The organism is Nocardiopsis sp. LDBS1602 (genome assembly GCF_035818715.1).
Taxonomy (GTDB): domain Bacteria; phylum Actinomycetota; class Actinomycetes; order Streptosporangiales; family Streptosporangiaceae; genus Nocardiopsis; species Nocardiopsis alba.
Genome location: NZ_JAYLVW010000004.1, coordinates 120,140 through 142,689, shown reverse-complemented (window position 1 = coordinate 142,689; position 22,550 = coordinate 120,140). Strand labels below are relative to the sequence as shown.

The window sequence follows — 22,550 nt, the reverse complement described above, 5'->3', positions numbered from 1 at the left end:
CATGGCAAGCAAGAAGGGCGCTTCTTCCACCAAGAACGGTCGTGACTCGAACGCCAAGCGCCTCGGCGTGAAGCGCTTCGGCGGTCAGACCGTCTCGGCCGGCGAGATCCTCATCCGTCAGCGTGGAACCAAGTTCCACCCCGGTGCGAACGTGGGCCGCGGTGGCGACGACACGCTGTTCGCCCTGGTCGACGGCGAGGTCAAGTTCGGTAACTTCCGCGGCCGCAAGGCCGTCAACATCGTCCCGGCCGCGGTCTAGGTCGCGCCGGACGGCGATTTCTTCGGGGGCGGGCCAGGGAACACTGGCCCGCCCTCGTTGTTGTCACCAGGTGACACGTGTGCTGTACCGGCCCCGTCAGGAGACGGTGGCCGACGATCAACGGGGAGAACAATGCCTGACTTCGTCGACGAGGCGGTCTTGCACGTCAAGGCCGGGAACGGCGGGCATGGCTGCGCCTCCGTGCATCGTGAGAAGTTCAAGCCGCTGGGCGGTCCGGACGGCGGCAACGGCGGCCGTGGCGGCGACATCGTCCTGGAGGTGGACGCGCAGGCCGCGACCCTCCTCGACTACCAGCGCAGGCCCCACCGCACGGCCCAGAACGGCACCCCCGGTCAGGGCGGCAACCGCGCCGGGGCCAACGGCGAGGACCTGATCCTGACCGTGCCCGACGGCACCGTGGTCACCACGCAGGCCGGTGAGTTCGTCGCCGACCTGGTGGGTCACGGCACCCGTCTGGTCCTGGCCCAGGGCGGCCACGGCGGCCTGGGCAACGCGGCGCTGTCCTCCAAGAAGCGCAAGGCCCCCGGCTTCGCCCTCAAGGGCGAGGAGGGCGAGGCCGTCGACGTGCGCCTGGAGATGAAGACCATCGCCGACGTGGGCCTGGTGGGCTTCCCCAGCGCCGGCAAGTCCTCCCTGATCGCCTCGATGTCGGCCGCGCGCCCCAAGATCGCCGACTACCCGTTCACCACCCTCGTCCCGAACCTGGGCGTGGTGGAGGCCGGGACCACCCAGTACGTGATCGCCGACGTGCCCGGTCTGATCCCCGGCGCCAGCGACGGCAAGGGCCTGGGTCTGGAGTTCCTGCGGCACATCGAACGCTGCTCGACCCTGCTGCACGTCCTGGACTGCGCCACCTATGAGGGAGGCCGTGACCCGGTCAGCGACCTGGAGGCCCTGGAGGCCGAACTGGTCGCCTACGGTGAGCGGACCGGTGTGGACCTGTCCGACCGCCCGCGCGTCGTCGCGCTGAACAAGGTGGACGTCCCCGAGGCCCGCGACCTCGCCGAGCTGGTCCGTCCCATGCTGGAGGAGCGCGGCTACAAGGTCATGGAGGTCTCCGCGGCCTCCCGTGAGGGTCTGCGCGAACTCTCCTTCGCCCTGGGCGAGCAGGTGGCCGCAGCGCGCGGCGCCGCCCCCGTGGCCGAGCCCACCCGGATCGTGCTGCGACCCAAGATGATCGGCGACACCCCCTTCGAGGTGGTCGCCCTGGGCGGCAACGCCTTCCAGGTGCGCGGCGACAAGCCCACCCGTTGGGTGCGTCAGACCGACTTCTCCAACGACGAGGCCGTGGGCTACCTCGCCGAGCGTCTCAACCGTCTCGGTATCGAGGAGGCCCTGGCCAAGGCCGGCGCCACCCAGGGCGCCGAGGTGCACATCGGCACCGAGGAGGACTCGGTGGTCTTCGACTGGGACAACTCGCTCGACGCCGAGGCCGTCCCGTCCGGCCCGCGCGGAACCGACGCCCGGCTGGGCTGACCCGCGCGGGGACCGACCGCTCCACACCAGCCGGATCCACACAGGTAGCGCACGCGCCCGGGCCGGGCGCGTGCCACGGATGGAAAGCTCCTCGCGGTGCACAGCGCAGACACCCGACAGCAGTACGTCGATCCTCTGGAAGCGGACGGTCGCCGGGCCGTGGCCGAGGCCCGGAGGGTCGTGGTCAAGGTGGGATCGTCCTCACTGACCACCCCGGACGGTCTGATCGACGCCGGACGGATCCGCGACCTGGTCGCGGACCTGGCGGCCCGGCGCGAACTGGGACAGGAGGTGATCCTGGTCTCCTCCGGCGCGGTCGCGGCCGGGATGAGCCCGTTGGGGATGGCCCGCCGCCCCCGGGACCTGGCCGCGCAGCAGGCCGCGGCCAGCGTCGGCCAGGGGCTGCTGGTGGCGGCCTACACCGCCGAGCTGGCGGCGCACGGTCTCACCGCGGCCCAGGTCCTGCTCACCGTCGAGGACATGATGCGACGGGTCCAGCACCGTAACGCCCAGCGGACGCTGCGGCGGCTGCTCGACATCGGTGCCCTGCCGATCGTCAACGAGAACGACACCGTGGCCACCCACGAGATCCGCTTCGGCGACAACGACCGTCTGGCGGCCCTGGTGGCGCACCTGATGCGGGCCGACGCCCTGGTGCTGCTCTCGGACGTGGACGCCCTCTACGACGGGAACCCTTCCGAAGAGGGCACCTCGGTGGTGCGTCTGGTGCGCGACCGCTCCGACCTCGACGGCATCGACATCGGCGGCAGCGGCAAGCGCGGGGTGGGGACCGGTGGGATGGTCACCAAGGTCGACTCCGCGCGCATCGCCACCGAGGCGGGGGTGCCCACCGTGCTGACCTCCGCGGCCAACGCCCGCGCCGCGCTGGCCGGAGAGCGGGTGGGCACCTTCTTCGCCCCGGCCGACGGCCGTCGCCCCTCCGCCCGGCAGTTGTGGCTGGCCCACGCCACGGCGGGTCGGGGCAGTCTCGTCCTGGACCCGGGCGCGGTCGAGGCCGTGGTCCGGGAGAAGGCGTCGCTGCTGCCCGCCGGAGTGGTGAAGGTGTGGGGCGAGTTCAGCGCCGGAGACCCCGTCGACCTGCGCGACGAGTCGGGTGCGGTGGTCGCCCGAGGGCTGGTCAACTACGACGCGGCCGAGGTCCCCGACCTGATGGGACGCTCCACGCGTTGGCTGGCCCGGGAGATGGGTCCGTCCTACGAGCGTGAGCTCGTCCACCGCGACGACCTCGTCGTCCTCTGAACCGAACATCGCCGCCGCCCCTCCCCGGGACGGGGGAGGGGCCGCGGGGCGGGTCGTCCCGGGCCGTGTGAGGCTGTCGTCAGCACCGCCCGAAGGAGAACGATCCCCCGTGCCGAGCCCGTCCGTCCGAGCCCTGAACCTGCTCCTGCGCGCCACCCGCAAGCCGAGGATGGCCACCGAACGCGCCGCCCGCGCGCGCCTGGCCGGGTCCGAGGGGGTCGCGATCCCGCCGGGACTCCTCCTTCCGGGACACGTCGTGCGACGGCGCGAGGTGGCCGGGCGGTCGGTCTACACGGTCCTGCCGAAGAGGGGCGGGGTTCCGGAACGGGCCGTGCTCTACCTGCACGGAGGCGCCTACGTCGGCCCGATCACCCCGTGGCACTGGTGGCTGGCGGGACGGATGGCCGACCAGGGGACGCGGGTCGAGGTCGCCCTGTACGGTCTGGCCCCCGAGCACACCCACCGGGAGGCCCTCCCGTTCCTGGAGAGGGTGTACCGGGAACTGATCGACGCGGTGCCCGCGCGGAGGGTCGCCCTCGCCGGGGACTCGGCCGGTGGCGGTCTGGCCCTCGCCCTGGCGCAGCGGGCGATCGGTGCGGGGCTCCCCACTCCGGGACGGTCGATCCTCGTCTCCCCGTGGGTGGACGCCACCATGACCAACCCGGAGATCGCCGAGATCGAGCCGCGGGACCCCTGGTTGGCCTCGATCGGGCTACGGATCAGCGCCGAGGCCTGGGCGGGAGGGGACGACCCGTCCGTGCCCGAGCTCAGCCCCCTCCACGGTTCGATGGAGGGGCTGCCGCCCACCGACGTCTACGTGGGCACGCACGACCTGTTCCTTCCGGACGTGCGACTGGCCTGCGAACGGATGCGTCGGGCCGGGGTCCGGGTGGATCTGGAGGAGGCCGAGGGGCTCTTCCACGTCTATCCGCTGGTCCCGTGTCCGGAGGGACGGCGGGCGCGCGACCGGATCCTGAGGCGGCTGCGGGGGCTGTGACCGGCGCTCAGGTGAGTCTGCGGACCACCGACAGGGGCAGGACCCGCATCGCGAACCCGATCGGCACCCACGGCCAGGCCGGAACGTAGGCCTTGGCCCGGCGCCTCTCGATGGCGGAGATCATCGAACGCACGCCCACCTCGGTGTCCACCATGAAACGGGTCCGCTGCCGCACGTGCTCGTTCATCTCCGAGCGGATGTAGCCGGGGTGGATCACGGACACGTCGACCCCGGGGATCCGCTCCGAGCGGACCCCCTCGGCCAGGGACGACACCCCGGCCTTGGTCGCCGAGTAGACCGTCATGGCCTTGCGCATGCCGCGCAACGCCGACATCGAGGAGATCATCACCAGGTGGCCCCGCCCTTGAGCGCGGAAGATCTCCAGGGCCGCCTCGGTCTGGGCGAGCGCGCCCACGAAGTTGGTCGTGGCGGTCCGCAGGTTGGCGTCGAAACGCCCCGTCCCGAGCGCCGCCCCCTTGCCGAGCCCGGCGTTGACGATCACCCGGTCCACGCCCCCGAGCTCCTCGGCGAGCGTTCCGAAGACCCGGAAGACCGCCTCGTGGTCGTCGACGTCCAGCGCCTCGATCACCACCCGCCGCTCGGGGTGGGCCGAGGAGATCTCCGACCGCAGCCCTTCCAGACGTTCCACGCGGCGCGCGCACAACCCCAGGTCGTATCCGAGCGCGGCGAAACCACGGGCCATCTCCGCGCCCAGGCCCGAGGAGGCTCCGGTGATGATGATCGTTCCCCTGCCCATGGGCGTCCTCCGAGCGGTCGGTCCGGTAGAGCGTCGTTCGGCGCATCGTACGGGGCGGTCCCCGAGGCGCGCGCCCCGACCCCTCCCGGCCTCGGACGACGTGGGAGACGGGAACGCCCCGACCGCCCCCGGAAACGACCTAGGATGCGACCGTGAGCCAACAGACGACACAGCAAAGCGACCCCCATCCGAACGAGGGCGACGTCCGTGAGGTGCCCACCGGACGCAACGCCACCAAGCTCGTCTACGCGCCGGAGAAGGACGGACTCGCCGACGCGGGCGAGATCGTGTGGACCTGGGTGCCCTACGAGGAGGACGCCGGTCAGGGCAAGGACCGTCCTCTGCTCGTGATCGGCCGCAAGGGCCGGCGCCTGCACGGCCTCATGTTCTCCACCCAGCGCCCGGACGACCACGAGCGCCAGGACTGGCTGCCGATCGGCTCCGGCCCCTGGGACCGGGAGGGACGCGACTCCTACGTCCGTATGGACCGCCTCTTCGAGTTCGACGAGGCCGCCATCCGTCGGGAGGCCGCCGTGATGGACGAGGAGCTGTTCTGGCGGATCGCCGCCGTCCTGCGCGACCGCTACGGCTGGCGCTGACCGTGGGGGCGGCCCTTCCCGACGGGGGAGAGCCGTCCCACTCCGTGGACGATCCCGTGTGTTCTCCGGGAGTCCGCTATACGCTGGGATGATCCTCGATCCGGTGTCCCTTCGACGTGGCGGGCGACGCCGTTCACAGCGGACCTGAACTAGGAAAACGGGTAGATGACAGTCAACAGCGACATCGAGCGCGAGGTCCACGCGGTGGCCGAGCGCGCCGGGAACGCGGCGGTCGACCTCGCCACGCTCAGCCGTTCGGTGAAGGACACCGCCCTGGCGGCGATCGCCGACGCCCTGGTCAAGCGGGCCGACGAGATCACGGCGGCCAACGCCGAGGACGTCGAGCGCGCACGGCGGGACGGCACGAGCCCGGCCATGATCGACCGTCTCACCCTCACCCCGGCGCGGATCGAGGCCATCGCCGACGCGGTCCGGGAGATCGTCGAGCTGCCCGACCCGGTGGGCGAGTCGGTCCGCGGCGGTGTGCTCCCCAACGGTCTGGACCTGCGGCAGATCCGCGTCCCGCTGGGGGTCATCGGGATCATCTACGAGGGACGCCCCAACGTCACCGTGGACGCGGCCGCCCTGTGTCTCAAGAGCGGGAACGCGGCCCTGTTGCGCGGTTCCTCCTCCGCCTATGCCTCCAACACCGCCATCGTGGGGGTGCTGCGGGACGCGCTGGAGGGGACCGGGGTCCCGGTCGACGCGATCCAGATGGTCCCGGGACGTACCCGGGAGTCCTCGACCGCGCTGATGCGGGCGCGGGGGCTGGTGGACGTCCTCATCCCGCGCGGGGGTCGCTCCCTCATCCAGGCGGTGGTCCGCGACTCCACGGTCCCGGTCATCGAGACCGGCGAGGGGTTGTGCCACGTGTACGTGGACGTCGACGCCGACCTGGACAAGGCGGTGGCCATCGCGGTCAACGCCAAGGCGCAGCGCTGCTCGGTGTGCAACTCCGCCGAGACGCTCCTGGTGCACGACGCGATCGCCGAGGCCTTCCTGCCGAAGGTCCTGGCCGCGCTGGCCGAGGCCGAGGTCACCGTCCACGGTGACCGGCGGGTCCTGGAGATCGCCGAGACGCACCCGACGGGGGCGACGGTGGTCGAGGCCGACGAGGAGGACTGGGCCACCGAGTACCTGTCCATGGATCTGGCCGTGCGGGTGGTGTCCGACGTCGACGAGGCACTGGCCCACATCCGGACCTACTCCACCCGGCACACCGAGGCGATCGTCACCGATTCACTGAGCACGTCGCGCTACTTCGTGGCCCGCGTGGATTCGGCGGCGGTGATGGTGAACGCCTCCACCCGCTTCACCGACGGAGGCGAGTTCGGATTCGGGGCGGAAATCGGTATCTCCACCCAGAAACTGCACGCCAGGGGCCCGATGGGTCTCACCGAAATGACGTCGACCAAGTACGTGGTCACCGGGGACGGTCACGTGAGGTGAACAAGGGAATCGGGGCCGTGACGGTTCCGATAACGAGGGGTCGTCCGATGAATCGGGCGGCCCCTCCGCCTTTCCCCGTCGAGACGGGCCTCCTTCGAGGATCTCTTACACAACAGAGGTAACGCAGGTCACGCGTGTCACGACAATCGTTCTCCTGGTGGAAACCTGGACAGCAGCGAATCTTCTCTGACCAAGTATTCCCAAAGCGGGCATAGCTCGGTACTTTCACTGTGGTGTCAAACGGTGCTCTTCCCGCACTCGATTCAGGAGCGCCCTCCCCCGGTCACGACGAAAGGAAATCCCCCGAATGAAGCTCGGGAATAAGATCGCGGCGTCCACCGCCACGGCGGCCCTGGCCCTCGGAGGCCTCACCCTGATGGCGACCCCGGCCCAGGCCGGCCTGGTCACCCTGTGCTCCGGACACGGCGGCGCGGTCACCCTGCCCACGGACCTGAAGGTCCCGGCCGGAGCGAGCTGCTTCCTGGACGGCACCTCGATCAAGGGCGACGTCACCGTGGAGGGAGGAGCCAACCTCCACATCATCGGCGGCTCCATCGAAGGTGAGGTGTCCGTCGCCGACGACGCCTACTTCGACGCCTCCGACAGCGTCGTCGACGGCGACGTGGTCAGCGACGGAGCCTACGGAACCTACCTGGAGGACGGCACCTCGGTCTCGGCGCTGCGCGCTCAGGCCGCCGAGGGGGCCGCGAACGACGGCTTCACCTTCGTGGTCGACTCCTCCGCCGCCTCCGTGGACGCCACCGCCGGTGAGCTCTACATCAACGGCTCCCGCGTCGCCGGTCCGGTCAACGCCGACGGCGCCGTCTACGCCGACATCTACGACAGCGTCGTCCGCGGCGCCCTGACCGTCGCCGGCACCGAGCAGGGCGGCATCCTGTGCGACAGCGAGGTCCTGGGCGACGCCACCTACCGCGACGCCTCCGGTCCGGTCGCGGTCGGCGCCGGTGACAACGACACCTACTGCGCCTCCCTCAACTACATCGACGGCGATCTGTCCGTCACCGGTATCTCCGGCGGCGCCTACATCGACGACAACATCGTCGGTGGCGACCTGGTGGCCGAGAACAACACCCCGACCGCCCAGATCGGCGACAACAACCGCGTTCGCGGTTCCGTCATCACCCAGGAGGTCGCCATGCGCGCCCTCGCCGCCGAGGTGACCGCCGACTTCGAGGCCCACGAGGCCGAGCTGGAGGACCAGGTCGAGGAGGCCCGCGCCAAGACCATCGAGGAGGCCATGGAGGCTGGCCCCGCCTTCTAGTCACGACGGAGGCTCCGGGGTCGACCGTCGACCCCGCCTCTCACCGAAGCGCCGACGCCCCCTGGGACGTCGGCGCTTTCGTCGTCTCCGGGCCGGGCCTGGGCGTCCCGGACGCCTCATCCGTCCCCCCTCCCTCAGGGGCTCCGGACGTATATCGAACCCGTGACGACGGTCATGTTCGAGTGATAGGTTCGCCGCATGGCTGACACGCGACGTCTCGCCGTGGTCTCGGGCGGCTCCGGAGGTATCGGGAGGGCCGTCGTGCTCTCCCTCGCCGAGGCGGGGGACGAGGTGGTCGCCCTGGGGCGATCCCCCGAACGGCTCGCGGACCTGGCCGATACCGCCCGCGAGCGGGGCTTCCACGTCGCCACCCGCGTCGGCGACCTCACCGATCCGGCGACCGTCGAATCCCTGGCCGAGACCCTCGGCCCCGTCTCCGTCCTGGTCAACAACGCCGGAGACGCCCACAGCGCCTCTCTGGCCGACACCGACCTCGACCTGTGGCGGCATCACCTCGACGCCAACGCCACCTCCGCCTTCCTACTCACCCGGGCGCTGTTGCCCGGCATGCTCCGCCGCGACCGGGGGCGGATCGTCTTCGTGGCCTCCACCGCCGCGCACACCGGCTCCCGCTACACCGCCGCCTACACCGCCGCCAAACACGCCGTCCTGGGGCTGGCCCGATCCGTCGCGGCCGAGGTCGCCGGCGGCGGGGTCACCGCCAACACCGTGTGCCCCTCCTTCGTCCGTACGCCCCTGACCGAACGCTCGATCTCCCGTATCGCCGAACGCACCGGCCGCGACCTCGAACGGGCCGAACGCGCCCTGGCCGCCTCCACACCCCTGGGGCGTCTCATCGAACCGGAGGAGGTCGCGGCCGCCGTCGCCTACCTGGCGAGCCCTCTGGCCGGGGCCGTCAACGGCCAGACCCTCACCATCGACGGAGGAGACACACAACGATGAGCGGACACCGGGCCTCCGCGCCCTTCACCGAACAGTGGGACCACTTCGACCTGGAACGGGAGGGCGGCGTCGCCACCGTCACCCTGAACCGCCCCGAACGGCTCAACGCCCTCACCTTCGAGGCCTACGCGGACCTGCGGGACCTGCTCCTCGAACTGCCCCACCGCGACGACACCCGCGCGCTGGTCCTGCGCGGTAGAGGCCGGGGGTTCTGCTCGGGCGGGGACGTCGACGAGATCATCGGCCGCACCCTGGAGATGGCCCCCGACGAGCTCCTCGCCTTCACCCGCATGACCGGCGAGGTCATCCGGGCGATGCGAGAGTGCCCCGTCCCGATCATCGCCGGGATCCAAGGGACCGCCGCGGGCGCCGGGGCCGTCCTCGCCCTGGCCGCCGACTTCCGGGTGGCCTCGCGCTCGGCCCGGTTCGCCTTCCTGTTCACCAAGGTGGGCCTGGCCGGAGCGGACATGGGCGCCGCCTACCTGCTGCCCCGCGTGGTGGGTCTGGGCCACGCCACCCGGATCCTCATGCTCGGCGACACCGTCGACTCCGCCGAGGCCGAACGGGTCGGACTGATCGACCCTCCGGTCGAGGACGACGAACTCGACGCGGCCGTGGACCGTCTGGCCCGACGTCTGGCGGAGGGCCCCGCCTTCGCCTACGCCCAGACCAAGGCGCTGCTCTCCAGGGAGCTGGACATGAGCCTGTCCGGGGCGATCGAACTGGAGGCCATGACCCAGGCGCTCCTCATGCGAAGCGAGGACTACGCCGAGTTCCACGCCGCCTTCACCGGTCGGCGCGAACCCCGATGGAAGGGACGCTGATGGGATCCGTTCGACCATCGTCCACACCGCACACCCTCGTCTCACCACCCGAACTCGGCCCCAACCCGGGGTTCGCCCAGGCCGTGGTGGCCGCGCCGGGGAGCACCGTCCACCTGGCCGGTCAGATCGCCTCCGGACCCGACGGGCGTCTGGCCGCCGAATCCCTCGCCGACCAGTTCGACCTGGCCCTGGCCAACCTCCTCACCGCCCTCCGAGCCTGCGGGGGAGCGCCCGAACACCTGGTCTCCCTCACCATCTACACCACCGACGTCCCCGAATACCGGCGGGTCAAGACCGAGATCGGTCGCGCCTACCGCGCCCACATGGGACGGCACTATCCCGCCATGGCGCTCGTGGGCGCCGCCGACCTGTTCGAACCGGGCGCCCTCGTAGAACTGGTCGGGGTGGGGGTGCTCAAGGGGTGAGGGTGGATCTCACGTGGTCCAGGGCGGGGGCGCGGAGCAGGGTGTGCAGGTCGGAGAAGACCCGGGCGGCGCGGCCCCCGGCCCAATCGTCGGGGAGCAGTTCGGGGGGCAGACCCGGATCGAGGAAGGGCGAGCGGCGCCAGGAGTCCACCGCGCGCAGATGATCGGCGAAGGCCGCCCTCCGCCTGCGCGGACCCTCTTCGCCCCGGAGGCTCCGACGACGCCAGGCGGTCAACACCGGCTCGTGCTCGGTCAGGAAACCCTCGTGCATGGCCTGGAGCGCGGGCAGGTCCCACCAACGGGCCACGGCCTCCGACAGATCGCGAAAGCCCAGGTGGTCGGCGTGGAAGAGCTCGGCGTACCCCTCCATGTCCAGCTCGCGCAGGGTGGCCCGGGCCTGGTCGGTGGCGTGCGCCGGGGCCACCCACACCCCGGCGGCCGTGGTCCCGAACCCCGACCGGGTCAACCGTGAGCGCAACGCGTGCCGGCGGCTCCGCTCGGACTCGGGCACCGAGAACACCACGAGGACCCAACCGTCCTCGACCCGGGCGACCCGATGCCCGAAGATGCGGCGATCGCCCTCGGCGAGGATGCGCCGGCCCTCCTCCGACAACCGGTAGCCGGCGGCCCCGCCCAGGCGTTCGGACACCAGCAGGCCACGCCGTTTGAGGCGGGAGACCGCGGAGCGTACCGAGGGTCCGTCGACGTCCAGATCGGCCATCAACGCGATGAGGTCGGCCACCCCCACCCATCCGCCCACGTCGCGGGCGTAAGTGCCGAAGAACGACACGATCAGGGAGCGCGGCCCTCGTAGGACCCGGTCGGTGTCGGAGGATCCGGACACCGCCTCTTCCCGTTCGCTGTTGGGGATCATGAGGACACGATATCCACTCGTGCGGAGAAGCCCCCTTTCCACCTGGCTTCGACCGTTTCCAGGGAGAAGCCGGACGGGAACTTCATATAGCTCTCTTGACGATCGTCACGTCGAGGATGCATCGTCGAGGAGGGGGAACAGGAACCCGAGAGAGTCGAGGTCGCCCATGGGGCTCCCACCGAACGACGACGACCACGAGTTCGCACGGTGGGTCGCGGAGCGCGCCGCCGGACTCGACACCGTCCCCCCACGAGAACCCGGCCGCGTCGACCGGGACCTGCTCCGGCGTCTCGGCGCGTCCGGTCTGCTCCCCGCGCTCTTTCCCGGTACGGCCGACGGCGGACCGCTTCGTGAGGCCCCGGCCACCCGGCTGTGCCTGCTGCGGGAACACCTGGCCCGGGTCGACACCCACGCCGAGACCGCCCTGGCCCTCCAGGGGCTGGGCACCTATCCGCTCCTCCAATCCGGCACCGAACGGCAGCGTCGACGTTGGGTGCCCGAGGCGGCGGCCGGTCGCGCGGTGGCCGCCTTCGCCCTGACCGAACCCGACGCGGGCTCCGACGCGGCCGCCTTGGCGCTGCGGGCCGAACCGTTCGGCGACGGCCGTCGCCTGTACGGCGAGAAGACGTGGATCTCCAATGCCCCCGACGCCGACTTCTACACCGTCTTCGCCCGCACCACCCCCGGTACCCGGTCGCGGGGCGTCACCGCCTACTGCGTCCCCGCCGACCGTCCCGGCCTCCACGGCACCCCGTTGGAGATGCTCTCCCCGCACGCCCTGGGCCATCTGGTCTTCGACGGGGTCGAGGTCGGCCCCGAGGACGTGATCGGTGTCCCGGGGCAGGGGTTCGCCGTGGCCATGCGCACCCTGGACCTGTTCCGGCCCAGTGTCGGCGCCTTCGCCGTCGGCATGGCCCGGGCCGCCTTGGAAGCGGCCCGGGAGCACACGGGGGACCGTCGGGCCTTCGGCGGCCCGCTCTCCGGCCTCCAGACGGTCGCCCACACCCTGGCGGAGATGGCCACCCGCACCGAGGCCGCCCGCCTACTGGTCTACGCGGCGGCCGCGGAGTACGACGCCGACGGTCCGGAGGTCACGCTCAAGGCGGCCATGGCCAAGCTCTTCGCCACGGAGACCGCCCAGTACGTGGTCGACTCCGCCGTCCAACTCCACGGGGCCCGTGCCCTGCGCCGGGGCCACCTGCTCGAGCACCTCTACCGGGAGGTCCGCGCCCCTCGGATCTACGAGGGCGCCTCGGAGGTCCAGCGCCAGATCATCGCCCGTCACATGTAGCCCGCCCCGCTGTCGCACCCCGAGCCCGGAGGTCCAGCCATGTCGAACCCGCCCGTGACCGCGCACGAGGACACCTTCACCCGCGACCACCTGCCGCCTCCGGAGCGGTGGCCGGTCATCGAACCCCTGGAGTACCCGGAGCGGATCAACTGCGCGGAGGAGCTGCTGGACGGCACCATCGGGCGGTACGGCGCGGATCGGCGCTGTGTGGTCGGTGCGGACGAGGAGCTCACCTACGGCGGGCTGCGGGACCGGGTGGACCGTATCGCCCACGTACTGGTCGCCGAACAGGGGGTGAGGCCGGGGGAGAGGGTGCTGCTCCGCGGCCCCAACTCGCCCTGGCTCGCCGCCTGTTGGCTGGCGGTGCTCAAGGCCGGGGGAGTGGTCGTCACCGTCCTGCCGGTCCTGAGGGCCGGGGAGCTCACCACCATCCTGCGCGCGGCCCGGGTCGCCCACGCCCTGTGCGACGCGGGCTGCCGGGACGACCTCGACGAGGCCGCGCGCTCGCTGGGCGCGGACGCCCCCGCCACCCTCGTCTACGGCGGTGAGGGCGACGAGGACCTGACCGTGAGGGTCGCGGGACGTCCGGGACGGTTCGCAGCCGTTCCCACCGCGGCCGACGACGCCTGCATGATCGCCTACACCTCCGGCACCACCGGGACGCCCAAGGGCTGCGTGCACTTCCACCGCGACGTGCTCACCATCGCCGACACCTACTCGGCCCGGGTGCTCCGACCCACCCCCGACGACCTGTTCGCCGGGAGTCCGCCCTTCGCCTTCACCTTCGGCCTGGGCGGGCTCCTGATCTTCCCGTTACGCGCCGGGGCCGCCACCGTCCTGTTGGAGCGCCCCCGCCCCGAGGCGTTGATGGACGCGGTCGTCGACCACGGCGTCACGGTGCTGTTCACCGCCCCCACGGCCTACCGGACCATGCTGGCCGGGCGCGCCGGACGCGACCTCTCCTCCCTGCGCCGCTGCGTGTCGGCGGGCGAACACCTGCCGGCCGCCACCTGGCACGCCTGGTACGAGGCGACGGGGGTACGGCTGCTCGACGGCATCGGCGCCACCGAGATGCTGCACATCTTCCTCTCCTCCGACGACGCGCACATGCGTCCGGGCTCCACCGGCCGCCCGGTCCCCGGCTACACCGCCGCGGTCCTGGACGACGAGGGGACGCCGGTCCCCGACGGCGAACCCGGACACCTGGCGGTCCGGGGCCCCGTCGGCTGCCGCTACCTGGACGACGACCGGCAGACCGAGTACGTCCGCCACGGATGGAACCACACGGGGGACACCTACGTCCGCGACGAGGACGGCTACTTCTGGTACCGGGCGCGCAGTGACGACATGATCGTCTCGGCCGGCTACAACATCGCCCCCGCCGAGGTCGAGGAGGCGCTGCTCTCCTCGCCCGAGGTGGTGGAGGCCGCGGTGGTCGGGGTGGAGGGCCCCGAACGCGGGCCGATCGTGCGCGCCTACGTGGTCCTGGAACCGGGGATCGAGGCCGACGACGGGACGGCCGAACGTCTGCGCGAGCACGTACGGTCCCGGATCTCCCCCTACAAGGCGCCGCGCTCGGTGGTCTTCGTGCCCGCCCTGCCGAGGACCGCCACCGGCAAGCTCCAGCGCTTCCGGCTGCGGGAGGAGACCCCGTGACCGAGGACCTCCGAGGGAACATCGACGATCGGGAGGGCGGAGCGATGCGCGTCGCGTGTATCGGCGGAGGTCCCGCCGGACTGTACTTCGCGGCCCTGGCCCGGCGGCTCGGCGTGGGCCACGAGATCACCGTCTACGAACGCAACGCCCCCGACGACACCTTCGGGTTCGGCGTGGTGCTCTCCGACGAGACCCTCGGCGGGATCGAGCACGCCGACCCTCGGATCTACCGGGAGATGGCCGGGGAGTTCGCGCGCTGGGACGACATCGACGTCCACATCGACGGCACCGTCACCACGTCGGGGGGACACGGTTTCGCCGCGATCGGCCGGCAACGGCTCCTCCGGATCCTGCGCGCCCGTTGCGCCGAACTCGGCGTACGGATCCTCACCCGAACCGAGGCCCCGCCCGCGGCGGAACTGGCGGCCGAGTACGACCTCGTGGTGGCCGCCGACGGGGTCAACAGCCTCACCCGGAGCACCTACGCGGACCATTTCGGGACCACCCTCGAACAGCGCCACAACCGGTTCATGTGGCTCGGCACGGACCTGGTCCTGGACGCCTTCAACTTCCACGTCCTGCGCACCCCGTACGGGATCGTGCAGGCGCACGGCTACCCCTACTCGCGGGAGCGCAGTACGTTCATCGTGGAGATGGCGGAGTCGGTCTGGGAGGCCGCCGGGTTCACCGATCCGCGCACGGCCCCGGGGCGGAGCGACCTCGACTCGATCGCGCGCTGCGAGGAGCTCTTCGCCGACGTCCTGGGCGGGCACCGACTGCTGCCCAACAACTCCCACTGGCAGCGTTTCACCACCGTGCGCAACCGCACCTGGCGCCACGGCAACATCGTGCTCCTGGGCGACGCCGCCCACACCGCGCACTTCTCCATCGGCTCGGGGACCAAACTGGCCATGGAGGACGCCCTCGCCCTCACCGCCTGCCTACGCGAGAACCCCACCGTCGAGACCGCGCTCGCCGCCTACGAGGACGAACGCCGCCCCGTCGTGGCCGGCGTCCAGCGCGCGGCCCAGGCCAGCCTGGAATGGTTCGAGGGCATCCACCGGCACGTCGACGCCGACCCGCACGCGTTCGCCTTCGACCTGCTCACCCGCAGCCGCCGGGTCACCTACGACAACCTGCGGATGCGCGATCCGGGGTTCGTCGCCCGCGTCGACGAGATCTTCGCCCGCGAGGCGAACCCCGCCGACCCCACGCCGCGCCCGCCGATGTTCCACCCCTTCCGCCTGGGCGGGCTGGAGCTGGACAACCGGGTCGTGGTCTCGGCCATGGACATGTACTCGTCCATCGACGGCACCCCGGGCGACTTCCACCTCGTCCACCTGGGCGGGAAGGCGCTCGGCGGGGCCGGGCTGGTGATGACCGAGATGGTGTGCGTCTCCCCGGAGGCCCGCATCACACCCGGATGCGCGGGCATGTACCGGCCCGAACACGAGGCGGCCTGGCGTCGCGTCACCGACTTCGCGCACACCCACAGCCGGGCCCGGATCGGTGTCCAGCTCGGCCACGCCGGACGCAAGGGAGCGACGCGTCTGATGTGGGAGGGCATCGACCGGCCCCTGCCCGAGGGCGGCTGGCCCCTGGTGGCCCCCTCGCCCCTGCCCTACCGGGAGGGCGTCAACCAGGTGCCGCGCGCGTTGGACCGGGCCGCCATGGACGGGATCCGCGACGACTTCGTCGCCGCCGCCCGGGCCGCCGACCGGGCCGGTTTCGATCTGCTCGAACTCCACTGCGCCCACGGCTACCTGCTCTCCTCCTTCCTGTCCCCGATCACCAACCATCGGGACGACGCCTACGGGGGCGATCTCACCGGGCGGCTCCGCTACCCGGTGGAGGTCCTGTCCGCGATCAGGGAGGCCTGGCCCGAGCACAAGCCCCTCTCCGTGCGCATCTCGGCGACCGACTGGGTCGAGGACGGCACCACCGCCGAGGACGCCGTGGAGATCTCCCGCGCCCTGGTCGCGGCGGGGGCCGACGTCATCGACGTCTCCACAGGACAGGTCACCCCCGACGAAAGTCCGGCGTTCGGGCGCAGCTATCAGGTGCCCTTCGCCGAGAGGATCCGCCGGGAACTCGGGGTCCCCGTCATCGCGGTCGGCGCCATCTCCTCCCACGACGACGTCAACTCCACGATCCTGGCCGGCCGCGCCGACCTGTGCGCCCTGGGCCGGCCCCATCTGTACGACCCGCACTGGACCCTGCACGCCGCCGCCGAACGGGACTACTCGGGTCCCGGGGCGACCTGGCCGACCCCGTTCCGGGCGGGGAGCCGCAGACCCCCCACCGGCCGCACCGACTCCCCCCGCCCCCGGCTGGAACTGCTACGTTCCTCCGACAGGGACGACGCCGCCCGGCACCGGCGATGGCGACCGGACACCGTGCGAAGCGCCCCGGAACCCCGAGGGAGCGAGGAAGAACGCGATGGCGACCGCCTACGGTGAGCACTCCAGTCAGATCGTCCACCGCCGGGACCCCGAGGCCTCCTCCGGGCCGGCCCCGGTCGCGGTCCTGCTCCACGGGGGCTGGTGGCGCGACCTCCACGACGCCCGTCTCATGGACCCCCTGGCCCGGGACCTGGCCGCCGCCGGGTGGGCGGTGTGGAACGTCGAGTACCGCCGGACCGGAGCGGACGGAGGGGGCTGGCCGCAGAGCGTCGACGACGTCGCCCGGGCCCTGGACCTCCTGGCGGAGACGGCCGAACGGGAGGAGGGGCTGGACCTCTCCCGGGTGGTGGCCGTCGGACATTCCGCGGGCGGCCATCTGGCCCTGCTGACCGCGGCGGACTCGCCGGTCGCCTCCGTGGTGGCGCTGGCCCCCATCACCGACCTGCGCCGCTGCGCCGAGGCGGGCCTGGGGGAGGGGGCCGTCGAGCCCTTCCTCGGGGCCGACCCCTCACCCGAGGAGTACGCCGAGTCCTCGCCCCTGCACCGGCTGCCCCTCGGAATCCCTCAACTGATCGTGCACGGGGACGCCGACCAGCGCGTCCCGGTCGAGCACAGCCGCGACTACGTCGACGCGGCCCGCCTGGCGGGCGACCCGGTCGACTATCGGGAGATCCCCGGCGAGGACCACTTCGCCGTCGTCGATCCCACGAGCGTCGCCTGGCGCACCGTACGCGAGGTCCTGGGGCCCGTCGGGGGCCGCTGACGCGAAGGGGCGGGCGATCCCCCCGGACCGTCCCGCCCCGATCGGTGCACGGTGGCCCCCGAGGTCGCCGTCAGTTGCTCTCCCCGCCGCCCTGGGTCGAGCCGTTCTGGCCGCCGCCGTTGCGCCAGCGGTCGGCCACCGAGTCGAAGAGTCGGCCGCCCGCGCGCCCGGCGCCGTCGGCCACCCCGCGCAGGGTGGTGACCAGCGGGTCGCTGGTGCGGTTCCACTCCTCCCGGTAGGAACGGGCCGCGTGACCGGCCTCCTCGGTGACCTTGGTGTCGCGGTCGGAGGAACGGCGCGGGTAGTCGCCGTCGATGATCCTCTGGTAGTCGCCCTTCTCGACCCAGCGGTGCAGCTCCGCCACGCGGACCACCGCGAACGGGTGGCTGGCGGGCAGGGTGGTCATCAGCTTGAGGACGCTGTCGACGGCGTCGCCGCCGCCCTCGTACTCGCGCGCCTGCTCCATGAACGCGTCGGGGTTCATCTGGGACAGGTTGGAGCCGCCGGCGAGCTTCATCAGGGCCCGCTTGGCCGCGTCCGGGTTCTGGCAGGTGAGCAGACCGGCCCGGTCGCTGGAGAGCTCGGACTTGCGCTGCCATTCCCGCAGCCCGGACAGGATCGCCTGGATGGCGATGGCGCCGAGCGGGATCCACATGATCTTGGTGGACAGCCACACCAGCAGGAGCAGGAGGGTGCGGTAGAGGGAGTGACCGCTGAGGACGTGGCCGACCTCGTGGCCGATGACGAACCGCTTCTCCTCGGCGTCGAAGAGGTCGAACAGCCCGGTCGTCATGACGATGAACGGCTTCTTGCGCCCGATCGCCATGGCGTTGGGCTGGGGGTCCATCTTGACGTAGAGCTCGGGCACCTCGTCGAGGTCCAGGACGTAGGCGGCGTCCCTGAGGTAGTCGTGCAGCTCCGGGAACTGGGTGGGGCTCACCCGCACGGCGCTGGAGAGGAACATGAGGCGTAGGGTGCGCTCGTTGATCCGACCGAAAAGGGACTTGACGAGGGTGTCGAAGCCCGTGAGGGACCGCAGAGCGACCAGCGCGCCACGGTCGGCGGGGTGCTCGTAGGCACGCGGCGAGATCTCTGAGAGCCGGACACGGACGCGATCTGGTGAGTTGGCCATATCGGCATGCTATGCGTCACGATGCGGCTTGGCCACGGTTTACGCCCAACGAGATATGACGCGTTCGTGTGTGCCCGCTCGGAGACCGGGGAAGGAAGCCGGCGGACTCCTTGTTCGAGCGGTTGCGGGAGGCTTCGCGAAAAGTCCACCTCCTCGGGTGTTCCGCGTCGGCTAATCTCGGTTGGCCGAAACCGGAAACCACGGCAGCGACCACGGCGAAACGGAGCGCACAGTGACGGACCAGGCCACGGGTGCCCACCCCGAGGGGGGTTCCCTCGCGCGTCGGGGCGGCTCCTCTCCGACCAAGGTCGGCATCATGGGCGGCACCTTCGACCCCATCCACCACGGGCACCTCGTGGCGGCGAGTGAGGTCGCCCACCTCTTCGGGCTCGACGAGGTGGTCTTCGTGCCCACGGGCCAGCCCTGGCAGAAGGACCTGGACAAGGTCACGCCCTCCGAGGACCGCTACCTCATGACGGTCATCGCGACGGCGGAGAACCCCCAGTTCAGGGTCGACCGGGCCGAGATCGACCGTTCGGGGCCCACCTACACCCTGGACACCCTCCGACAGATGAGGGCCTCCTACGGTCCCGACGTGGAGCTGTACTTCATCACCGGGGCGGACGCGCTCGGCGCCATCCTCAGTTGGCACAACGTCGACGAACTCTTCGAGCTCGCGCATTTCGTAGGCTGTAACCGGCCCGGACACCATCTCAGCGACCCTGGCCTGCCCAAGGGCAAGGTCTCCCTGGTGGAGGTCCCCGCGCTCGCCATCTCCTCCACAGAGTGTCGCGAACGCGTTCGCAAGGGCGAACCCATCTGGTACCTGGTACCCGACGGCATCGTCCGATACATCAACAAGACCGGGCTCTACCTGGAGTCCTGAGCCGCGGACCGCGGACCCGACGGGTTCACGGATCGCCGCCGGTCGACACCCGATCAAGTAAGGCAGCAAGCACAACGTGACAGCCACCGACAGGGCAGTGGAACTCGTCCAGGTCGCCGCAGAGGCCGCCGCCGACAAACTCGCGCAGGAGGTCATCGCCTACGACGTCAGCGAACAGCTCGTCATCACCGATGCCTTCGTCCTGTGCTCGGCGCCCAACGACCGCCAGGTCCGCGCCATCGTCGACGAGGTCGAGGATCAGCTGCGCATCAAGGCGGGCGCCAAGCCGCTCCGCCGCGAGGGAGAGCGCGACGGGCGCTGGGTCCTGCTGGACTACAGCGAGATCGTCGTGCACGTCCAGCACGAGGAGGAGCGCGGGGTCTACGGCCTCGAGCGCCTCTGGAAGGACTGCCCCGAGATCGACCTTCCCGAGAAGTCCCGGGGCGCCGAGCGCACCCCTCTGGACGAGCAGTAGGAGATCGCGGCCCTGGGCCGCCGGAGGAGAAGGACACACCACGTGAGCGACGCCCCTCGTGTGCTGTTCTGGCGGCACGGACGCACCACCTGGAACGTCGAGAAACGCTTCCAGGGACAGACCGACATCGACCTCGACCCGGTCGGCCACGCGCAGGCCGAACGGGCCGGTCGGCTGTTGGCCACCCTCGGCCCCGACGTCATCGTCGCGTCCGATCTCAAGCGCGCCGCCGACACCGCCGGGTACCTCTCGCGTGCCTCGGGGCTCGCGGTGGAGTACGACAAGGGTCTGCGCGAGCGGTTCGGCGGCTCCTGGGAGGGGCTCACCGCCGACGAGCTCTCCCGGCGTTGGCCGGTCGAGCACGCCCGTATGGACATCCCGGACGGAGAGAACATCTCCGAGGTCGGCGACCGGATGACGGCCGCCGTCGAACGCGGTATCGCCAAGACCCCGGCCGGCGGTCTGCTGGTCATCGTGAGCCACGGCGCCGCGGTCAGGGTCGGGATCTCCCGCATGCTGGGCATCCCCGACGAGCGCCGTGAGCTCCTCGGCCCGCTCAGCAACTGCTGTTGGTCGGTCCTACAGCGTCGCGGTCCGGAATGGCGACTCATGGAGCACAACGCGGCCAGCCTGCCGGAGCCGGTCGTCCTCAGCGACGACGCCTGATCGTCGTTTCGACGAACGGGCCGATATCCGCTAAGGTTCAGGGAGTCGGAAGGGCACGGGCCCGGAAGACTCCCACAAGGGGCTATGGCGCAGTTGGTAGCGCGCCTCCATGGCATGGAGGAGGTCTGGGGTTCGAATCCCCATAGCTCCACTTATATAAGGCATCGAGAACCCCGTCTCACGCTCACGCGAGGCGGGGTTCTTCGCGTTCTCCGGGGTCACCCGTCCGACGGGACCGAGGCGGTGTCGATCCACAGACGCAGTTGACCGTCGGGGTTCCTCCCGTCGTGGACGCCGCCGTTCTTCTCGATGACCCGCAGGGAAGGCCCGTTGTCCTCCTCGACGGTGAGAAGGAGTCGGTCGATGCCGAGGCCGCGGGCGATCACCGTCGCCTGACGGAGCATCTCCGTCGCGTGGCCCCGCCGGTGCCACGGTCGGACGACGTGGTAGCCGATGTGACCGCCCAGGTCGTCCTCGGGCGGTTCATGGCGCACGACCAGGGAACCGATGTAGTGCTCGTCCGAGGTGAACCAGAAGACCTCGGACGGGACGCCCCAGCGTTCTCGCACACCGACACGGTCCGCGACGAAACCGTCGAAGTCCCGTGCGGCGTCGGCGAGCCAGTCCGTGTCCCGGCCGCGGTGGACGCTGTCGGCCTGCTCTCCGGTGAGATAGGAGACGCGCACCCTCGTGGTCGGCGGGGCGAGTCGGGGAGGGGTGGTCAGAGCGATCATGTGGACTTCCTGTGGCGATGGTCGGTCGGCGCTCGGGCACGACCGGGCCCTCTCGGAGGGCGTGTGTCCAGAGTGCTCGGAGGGGGTGGGGTGATCAATCCACGATGACGACAGGATCGTTAAGTCGGGCTTGACGATCGTGCCCGGAACGGCCGTTGATCCGGGGCGGAAGGTGACGGGAACCTGTCGGAGCCGGATCCGAACACGACCCGAAGGGCCGACATGCGTGAACTCGTCTACTACATCGCCGTCTCCATCGATGGGCACATCGCTGCTCCGGACGGGGCCTTCGACCGCTTCCTCATGGAGGGCGACCACGCGCCGCAGCTCACCGAGGAGTTCACCGACGCGATCCCCGGTGTGCTCCTGGACGCGATGGGCGTGCGCGCCCCGCTCACCCGATTCGACACGGTGATCATGGGGTGGGACACCTACACGCTCGACCCGTCGAACCCGAACCCCTATCCGCACCTGCGGCAGATCGTCGCCTCCTCGCGGGAACGTGAGGTCCACGAGGGCATCGAGGTGACCTCCGACCCGGTCGCGCGCGTACGTGAGTTGAAGGCCGAGGACGGGGCGGGCATCTACCTCTGCGGAGGTGGCGGCCTGGCGGGGACACTGATCGAGGAGATCGATCGCCTGGTGCTCAAGCGCAACCCGTTGGCGTTCGGTGACGGGATCCCGCTCTTCGGGCACGCCCCCTACCGGCCGGTCCGGTTCGACCCGGTCGGGGTCCGCGTCTTCGGCTCGGGCGTCGTCGTGGAGGAGTATGTTCGAGCGCCCGAGGAAGCGGCGTGACGAACACCGACCCGTCCCGTCCGGGGCACGGCGGTGGGACCCCATGAGAGCGAAGGGCTTCGCATGAACCCGATATCCATCACGGCACTGATCGCGGCGGTCCTGTGCAACGGTCTACTGGCGGGCACCTTCTTCGCCTTCTCCTGTTCCGTCGTCCCCGGGCTGCGACGGGTCGACGACGCCACGTACGTGACCACGTTCCGCGCGATCAACCGGGCCATCCTCAACGGCCTGTTCATGAGCGTGTTCCTGGGGGCGCCCGTACTCGCCGTTCTCGTGGTCGTACTCCGGCCCGAGGGCGCGGAGCCCCCGTGGCTCATCGTCGGCGCGGTCTGCTCCGTCGCGACGTTCGTGATCACCGCGGCGGTCAACGTCCCCCTGAACCGGGACCTCGAAGCCGCGCGGAGCGACACCGCGGCGGACCTCGCCGCGGCACGGCTAGGGTTCGAGAGGCGTTGGAACACGGCCCATCTCGTGCGCACCCTGACCTCGGTGGGCGCCGCCGCCTCCCTGGCGATCGCGATCGTCGTCTGACCCCGCCCCCTATCCGAAGGGACCCCG

23 protein-coding genes and 1 tRNA gene are annotated in these 22,550 nt (G+C 71.1%); 20 read left to right on the top strand and 4 right to left on the bottom strand.

Annotated features, from left to right (window positions below):
- The first annotated feature begins 1 nt into the window (after position 1).
- From rpmA to U9J66_RS15825, 4 genes are all read left to right on the top strand, one after another.
- Positions 2-259 carry a 50S ribosomal protein L27 gene (rpmA, locus tag U9J66_RS15840; protein ID WP_014909492.1) on the top strand — a complete coding sequence of 86 codons (258 nt, stop codon included), beginning with the start codon at positions 2-4 and terminating at the stop codon, positions 257-259.
- 132 nt (positions 260-391) lie between these two features.
- Entirely contained in the window at positions 392-1,756 is a 1,365-nt protein-coding gene (obgE, locus tag U9J66_RS15835; RefSeq protein ID WP_042284803.1) for a GTPase ObgE, read from the top strand.
- Between the two features lie 96 nt (positions 1,757-1,852).
- On the top strand, positions 1,853-3,016 hold the full coding sequence (gene proB / locus U9J66_RS15830; RefSeq protein WP_042284805.1) for a glutamate 5-kinase: 1,164 nt from the start codon (positions 1,853-1,855) through the stop codon (positions 3,014-3,016).
- A gap of 109 nt (positions 3,017-3,125) precedes the next feature.
- Positions 3,126-4,013 (top strand): alpha/beta hydrolase fold domain-containing protein, encoded by an 888-nt coding sequence (locus tag U9J66_RS15825; protein ID WP_326338044.1) that lies wholly within the window; start codon positions 3,126-3,128, stop codon positions 4,011-4,013.
- A 7-nt stretch (positions 4,014-4,020) separates the two neighbouring features.
- Here U9J66_RS15825 and U9J66_RS15820 read toward each other — a convergent pair whose 3' ends face one another.
- Positions 4,021-4,770, bottom strand: coding sequence for an SDR family oxidoreductase (locus U9J66_RS15820; RefSeq protein ID WP_161110354.1), 750 nt, complete (start codon positions 4,768-4,770; stop codon positions 4,021-4,023).
- A 152-nt stretch (positions 4,771-4,922) separates the two neighbouring features.
- Here U9J66_RS15820 and U9J66_RS15815 point away from each other — a divergent pair, with 152 nt between their 5' ends.
- From U9J66_RS15815 to U9J66_RS15790, 6 genes are all read left to right on the top strand, one after another.
- Positions 4,923-5,369, top strand: coding sequence for a type II toxin-antitoxin system PemK/MazF family toxin (locus tag U9J66_RS15815; RefSeq protein WP_014910596.1), 447 nt, complete (start codon positions 4,923-4,925; stop codon positions 5,367-5,369).
- 165 nt (positions 5,370-5,534) lie between these two features.
- Positions 5,535-6,818, top strand: coding sequence for a glutamate-5-semialdehyde dehydrogenase (locus tag U9J66_RS15810; RefSeq protein WP_326338042.1), 1,284 nt, complete (start codon positions 5,535-5,537; stop codon positions 6,816-6,818).
- Between the two features lie 307 nt (positions 6,819-7,125).
- Positions 7,126-8,100, top strand: a complete 975-nt coding sequence (locus tag U9J66_RS15805; RefSeq protein ID WP_326338041.1) for a hypothetical protein — start codon at positions 7,126-7,128, stop codon at positions 8,098-8,100.
- Between the two features lie 198 nt (positions 8,101-8,298).
- On the top strand, positions 8,299-9,063 hold the full coding sequence (locus U9J66_RS15800; protein ID WP_326338040.1) for an SDR family NAD(P)-dependent oxidoreductase: 765 nt from the start codon (positions 8,299-8,301) through the stop codon (positions 9,061-9,063).
- Positions 9,060-9,887, top strand: a complete 828-nt coding sequence (locus tag U9J66_RS15795; RefSeq protein WP_017533786.1) for an enoyl-CoA hydratase family protein — start codon at positions 9,060-9,062, stop codon at positions 9,885-9,887. The genes U9J66_RS15800 and U9J66_RS15795 overlap by 4 nt, the downstream gene beginning before the upstream one ends.
- The gene (locus U9J66_RS15790; RefSeq protein ID WP_017533787.1) at positions 9,887-10,312 is read left to right on the top strand and encodes a RidA family protein; all 426 of its coding nucleotides are present in this window, start codon (positions 9,887-9,889) and stop codon (positions 10,310-10,312) included. Before U9J66_RS15795 ends, U9J66_RS15790 begins: the two co-directional genes overlap by 1 nt.
- Here U9J66_RS15790 and U9J66_RS15785 read toward each other — a convergent pair.
- The gene (locus U9J66_RS15785; protein ID WP_042284817.1) at positions 10,302-11,186 is read right to left on the bottom strand and encodes a PaaX family transcriptional regulator; all 885 of its coding nucleotides are present in this window, start codon (positions 11,184-11,186) and stop codon (positions 10,302-10,304) included. The two genes, U9J66_RS15790 and U9J66_RS15785, sit on opposite strands and share 11 nt — an antisense overlap.
- 166 nt (positions 11,187-11,352) lie before the next feature.
- Between U9J66_RS15785 and U9J66_RS15780 the strand changes: the two genes are divergently transcribed.
- The 4 genes from U9J66_RS15780 to U9J66_RS15765 are packed head-to-tail and all read left to right on the top strand — an operon-like array spanning position 11,353 to position 17,298.
- Positions 11,353-12,477: an acyl-CoA dehydrogenase family protein gene (locus U9J66_RS15780; protein ID WP_042284819.1), complete on the top strand. Its 1,125-nt coding sequence runs from the start codon at positions 11,353-11,355 to the stop codon at positions 12,475-12,477.
- A gap of 39 nt (positions 12,478-12,516) precedes the next feature.
- Complete coding sequence (locus U9J66_RS15775) at positions 12,517-14,133, top strand: AMP-binding protein (RefSeq protein ID WP_326338038.1); 1,617 nt, start codon at positions 12,517-12,519, stop codon at positions 14,131-14,133.
- 44 nt (positions 14,134-14,177) lie between these two features.
- Complete coding sequence (locus U9J66_RS15770; RefSeq protein ID WP_326338136.1) at positions 14,178-16,592, top strand: bifunctional salicylyl-CoA 5-hydroxylase/oxidoreductase; 2,415 nt, start codon at positions 14,178-14,180, stop codon at positions 16,590-16,592.
- Positions 16,573-17,298, top strand: a complete 726-nt coding sequence (locus tag U9J66_RS15765) for an alpha/beta hydrolase family protein (protein ID WP_161110347.1) — start codon at positions 16,573-16,575, stop codon at positions 17,296-17,298. Before U9J66_RS15770 ends, U9J66_RS15765 begins: the two co-directional genes overlap by 20 nt.
- Before the next feature lie 70 nt (positions 17,299-17,368).
- Here U9J66_RS15765 and U9J66_RS15760 read toward each other — a convergent pair whose 3' ends face one another.
- Positions 17,369-18,430, bottom strand: a complete 1,062-nt coding sequence (locus U9J66_RS15760) for a M48 family metallopeptidase (protein ID WP_014908890.1) — start codon at positions 18,428-18,430, stop codon at positions 17,369-17,371.
- 232 nt (positions 18,431-18,662) lie between these two features.
- Here U9J66_RS15760 and nadD point away from each other — a divergent pair, with 232 nt between their 5' ends.
- The 4 genes from nadD to U9J66_RS15740 all read left to right on the top strand — a co-directional run bounded on the left by nadD (position 18,663) and on the right by U9J66_RS15740 (position 20,608).
- Positions 18,663-19,316: a nicotinate-nucleotide adenylyltransferase gene (gene nadD / locus U9J66_RS15755; RefSeq protein ID WP_326338135.1), complete on the top strand. Its 654-nt coding sequence runs from the start codon at positions 18,663-18,665 to the stop codon at positions 19,314-19,316.
- 76 nt (positions 19,317-19,392) lie between these two features.
- Positions 19,393-19,791 carry a ribosome silencing factor gene (gene rsfS / locus U9J66_RS15750; RefSeq protein WP_026124861.1) on the top strand — a complete coding sequence of 133 codons (399 nt, stop codon included), beginning with the start codon at positions 19,393-19,395 and terminating at the stop codon, positions 19,789-19,791.
- Between the two features lie 42 nt (positions 19,792-19,833).
- A complete protein-coding gene (locus tag U9J66_RS15745) occupies positions 19,834-20,457 on the top strand; it encodes a histidine phosphatase family protein (protein ID WP_014913107.1) in 624 nt (207 codons plus the stop codon).
- 78 nt (positions 20,458-20,535) lie between these two features.
- Positions 20,536-20,608, top strand: a tRNA-Ala gene (locus tag U9J66_RS15740).
- A 67-nt stretch (positions 20,609-20,675) separates the two neighbouring features.
- Here U9J66_RS15740 and U9J66_RS15735 read toward each other — a convergent pair.
- Complete coding sequence (locus U9J66_RS15735) at positions 20,676-21,191, bottom strand: GNAT family N-acetyltransferase (protein WP_161110346.1); 516 nt, start codon at positions 21,189-21,191, stop codon at positions 20,676-20,678.
- A 222-nt stretch (positions 21,192-21,413) separates the two neighbouring features.
- Here U9J66_RS15735 and U9J66_RS15730 point away from each other — a divergent pair, with 222 nt between their 5' ends.
- The gene (locus U9J66_RS15730; protein ID WP_161110345.1) at positions 21,414-21,989 is read left to right on the top strand and encodes a dihydrofolate reductase family protein; all 576 of its coding nucleotides are present in this window, start codon (positions 21,414-21,416) and stop codon (positions 21,987-21,989) included.
- Between the two features lie 63 nt (positions 21,990-22,052).
- Complete coding sequence (locus U9J66_RS15725; protein ID WP_326338036.1) at positions 22,053-22,523, top strand: anthrone oxygenase family protein; 471 nt, start codon at positions 22,053-22,055, stop codon at positions 22,521-22,523.
- Positions 22,524-22,550: the final 27 nt, after the last annotated feature.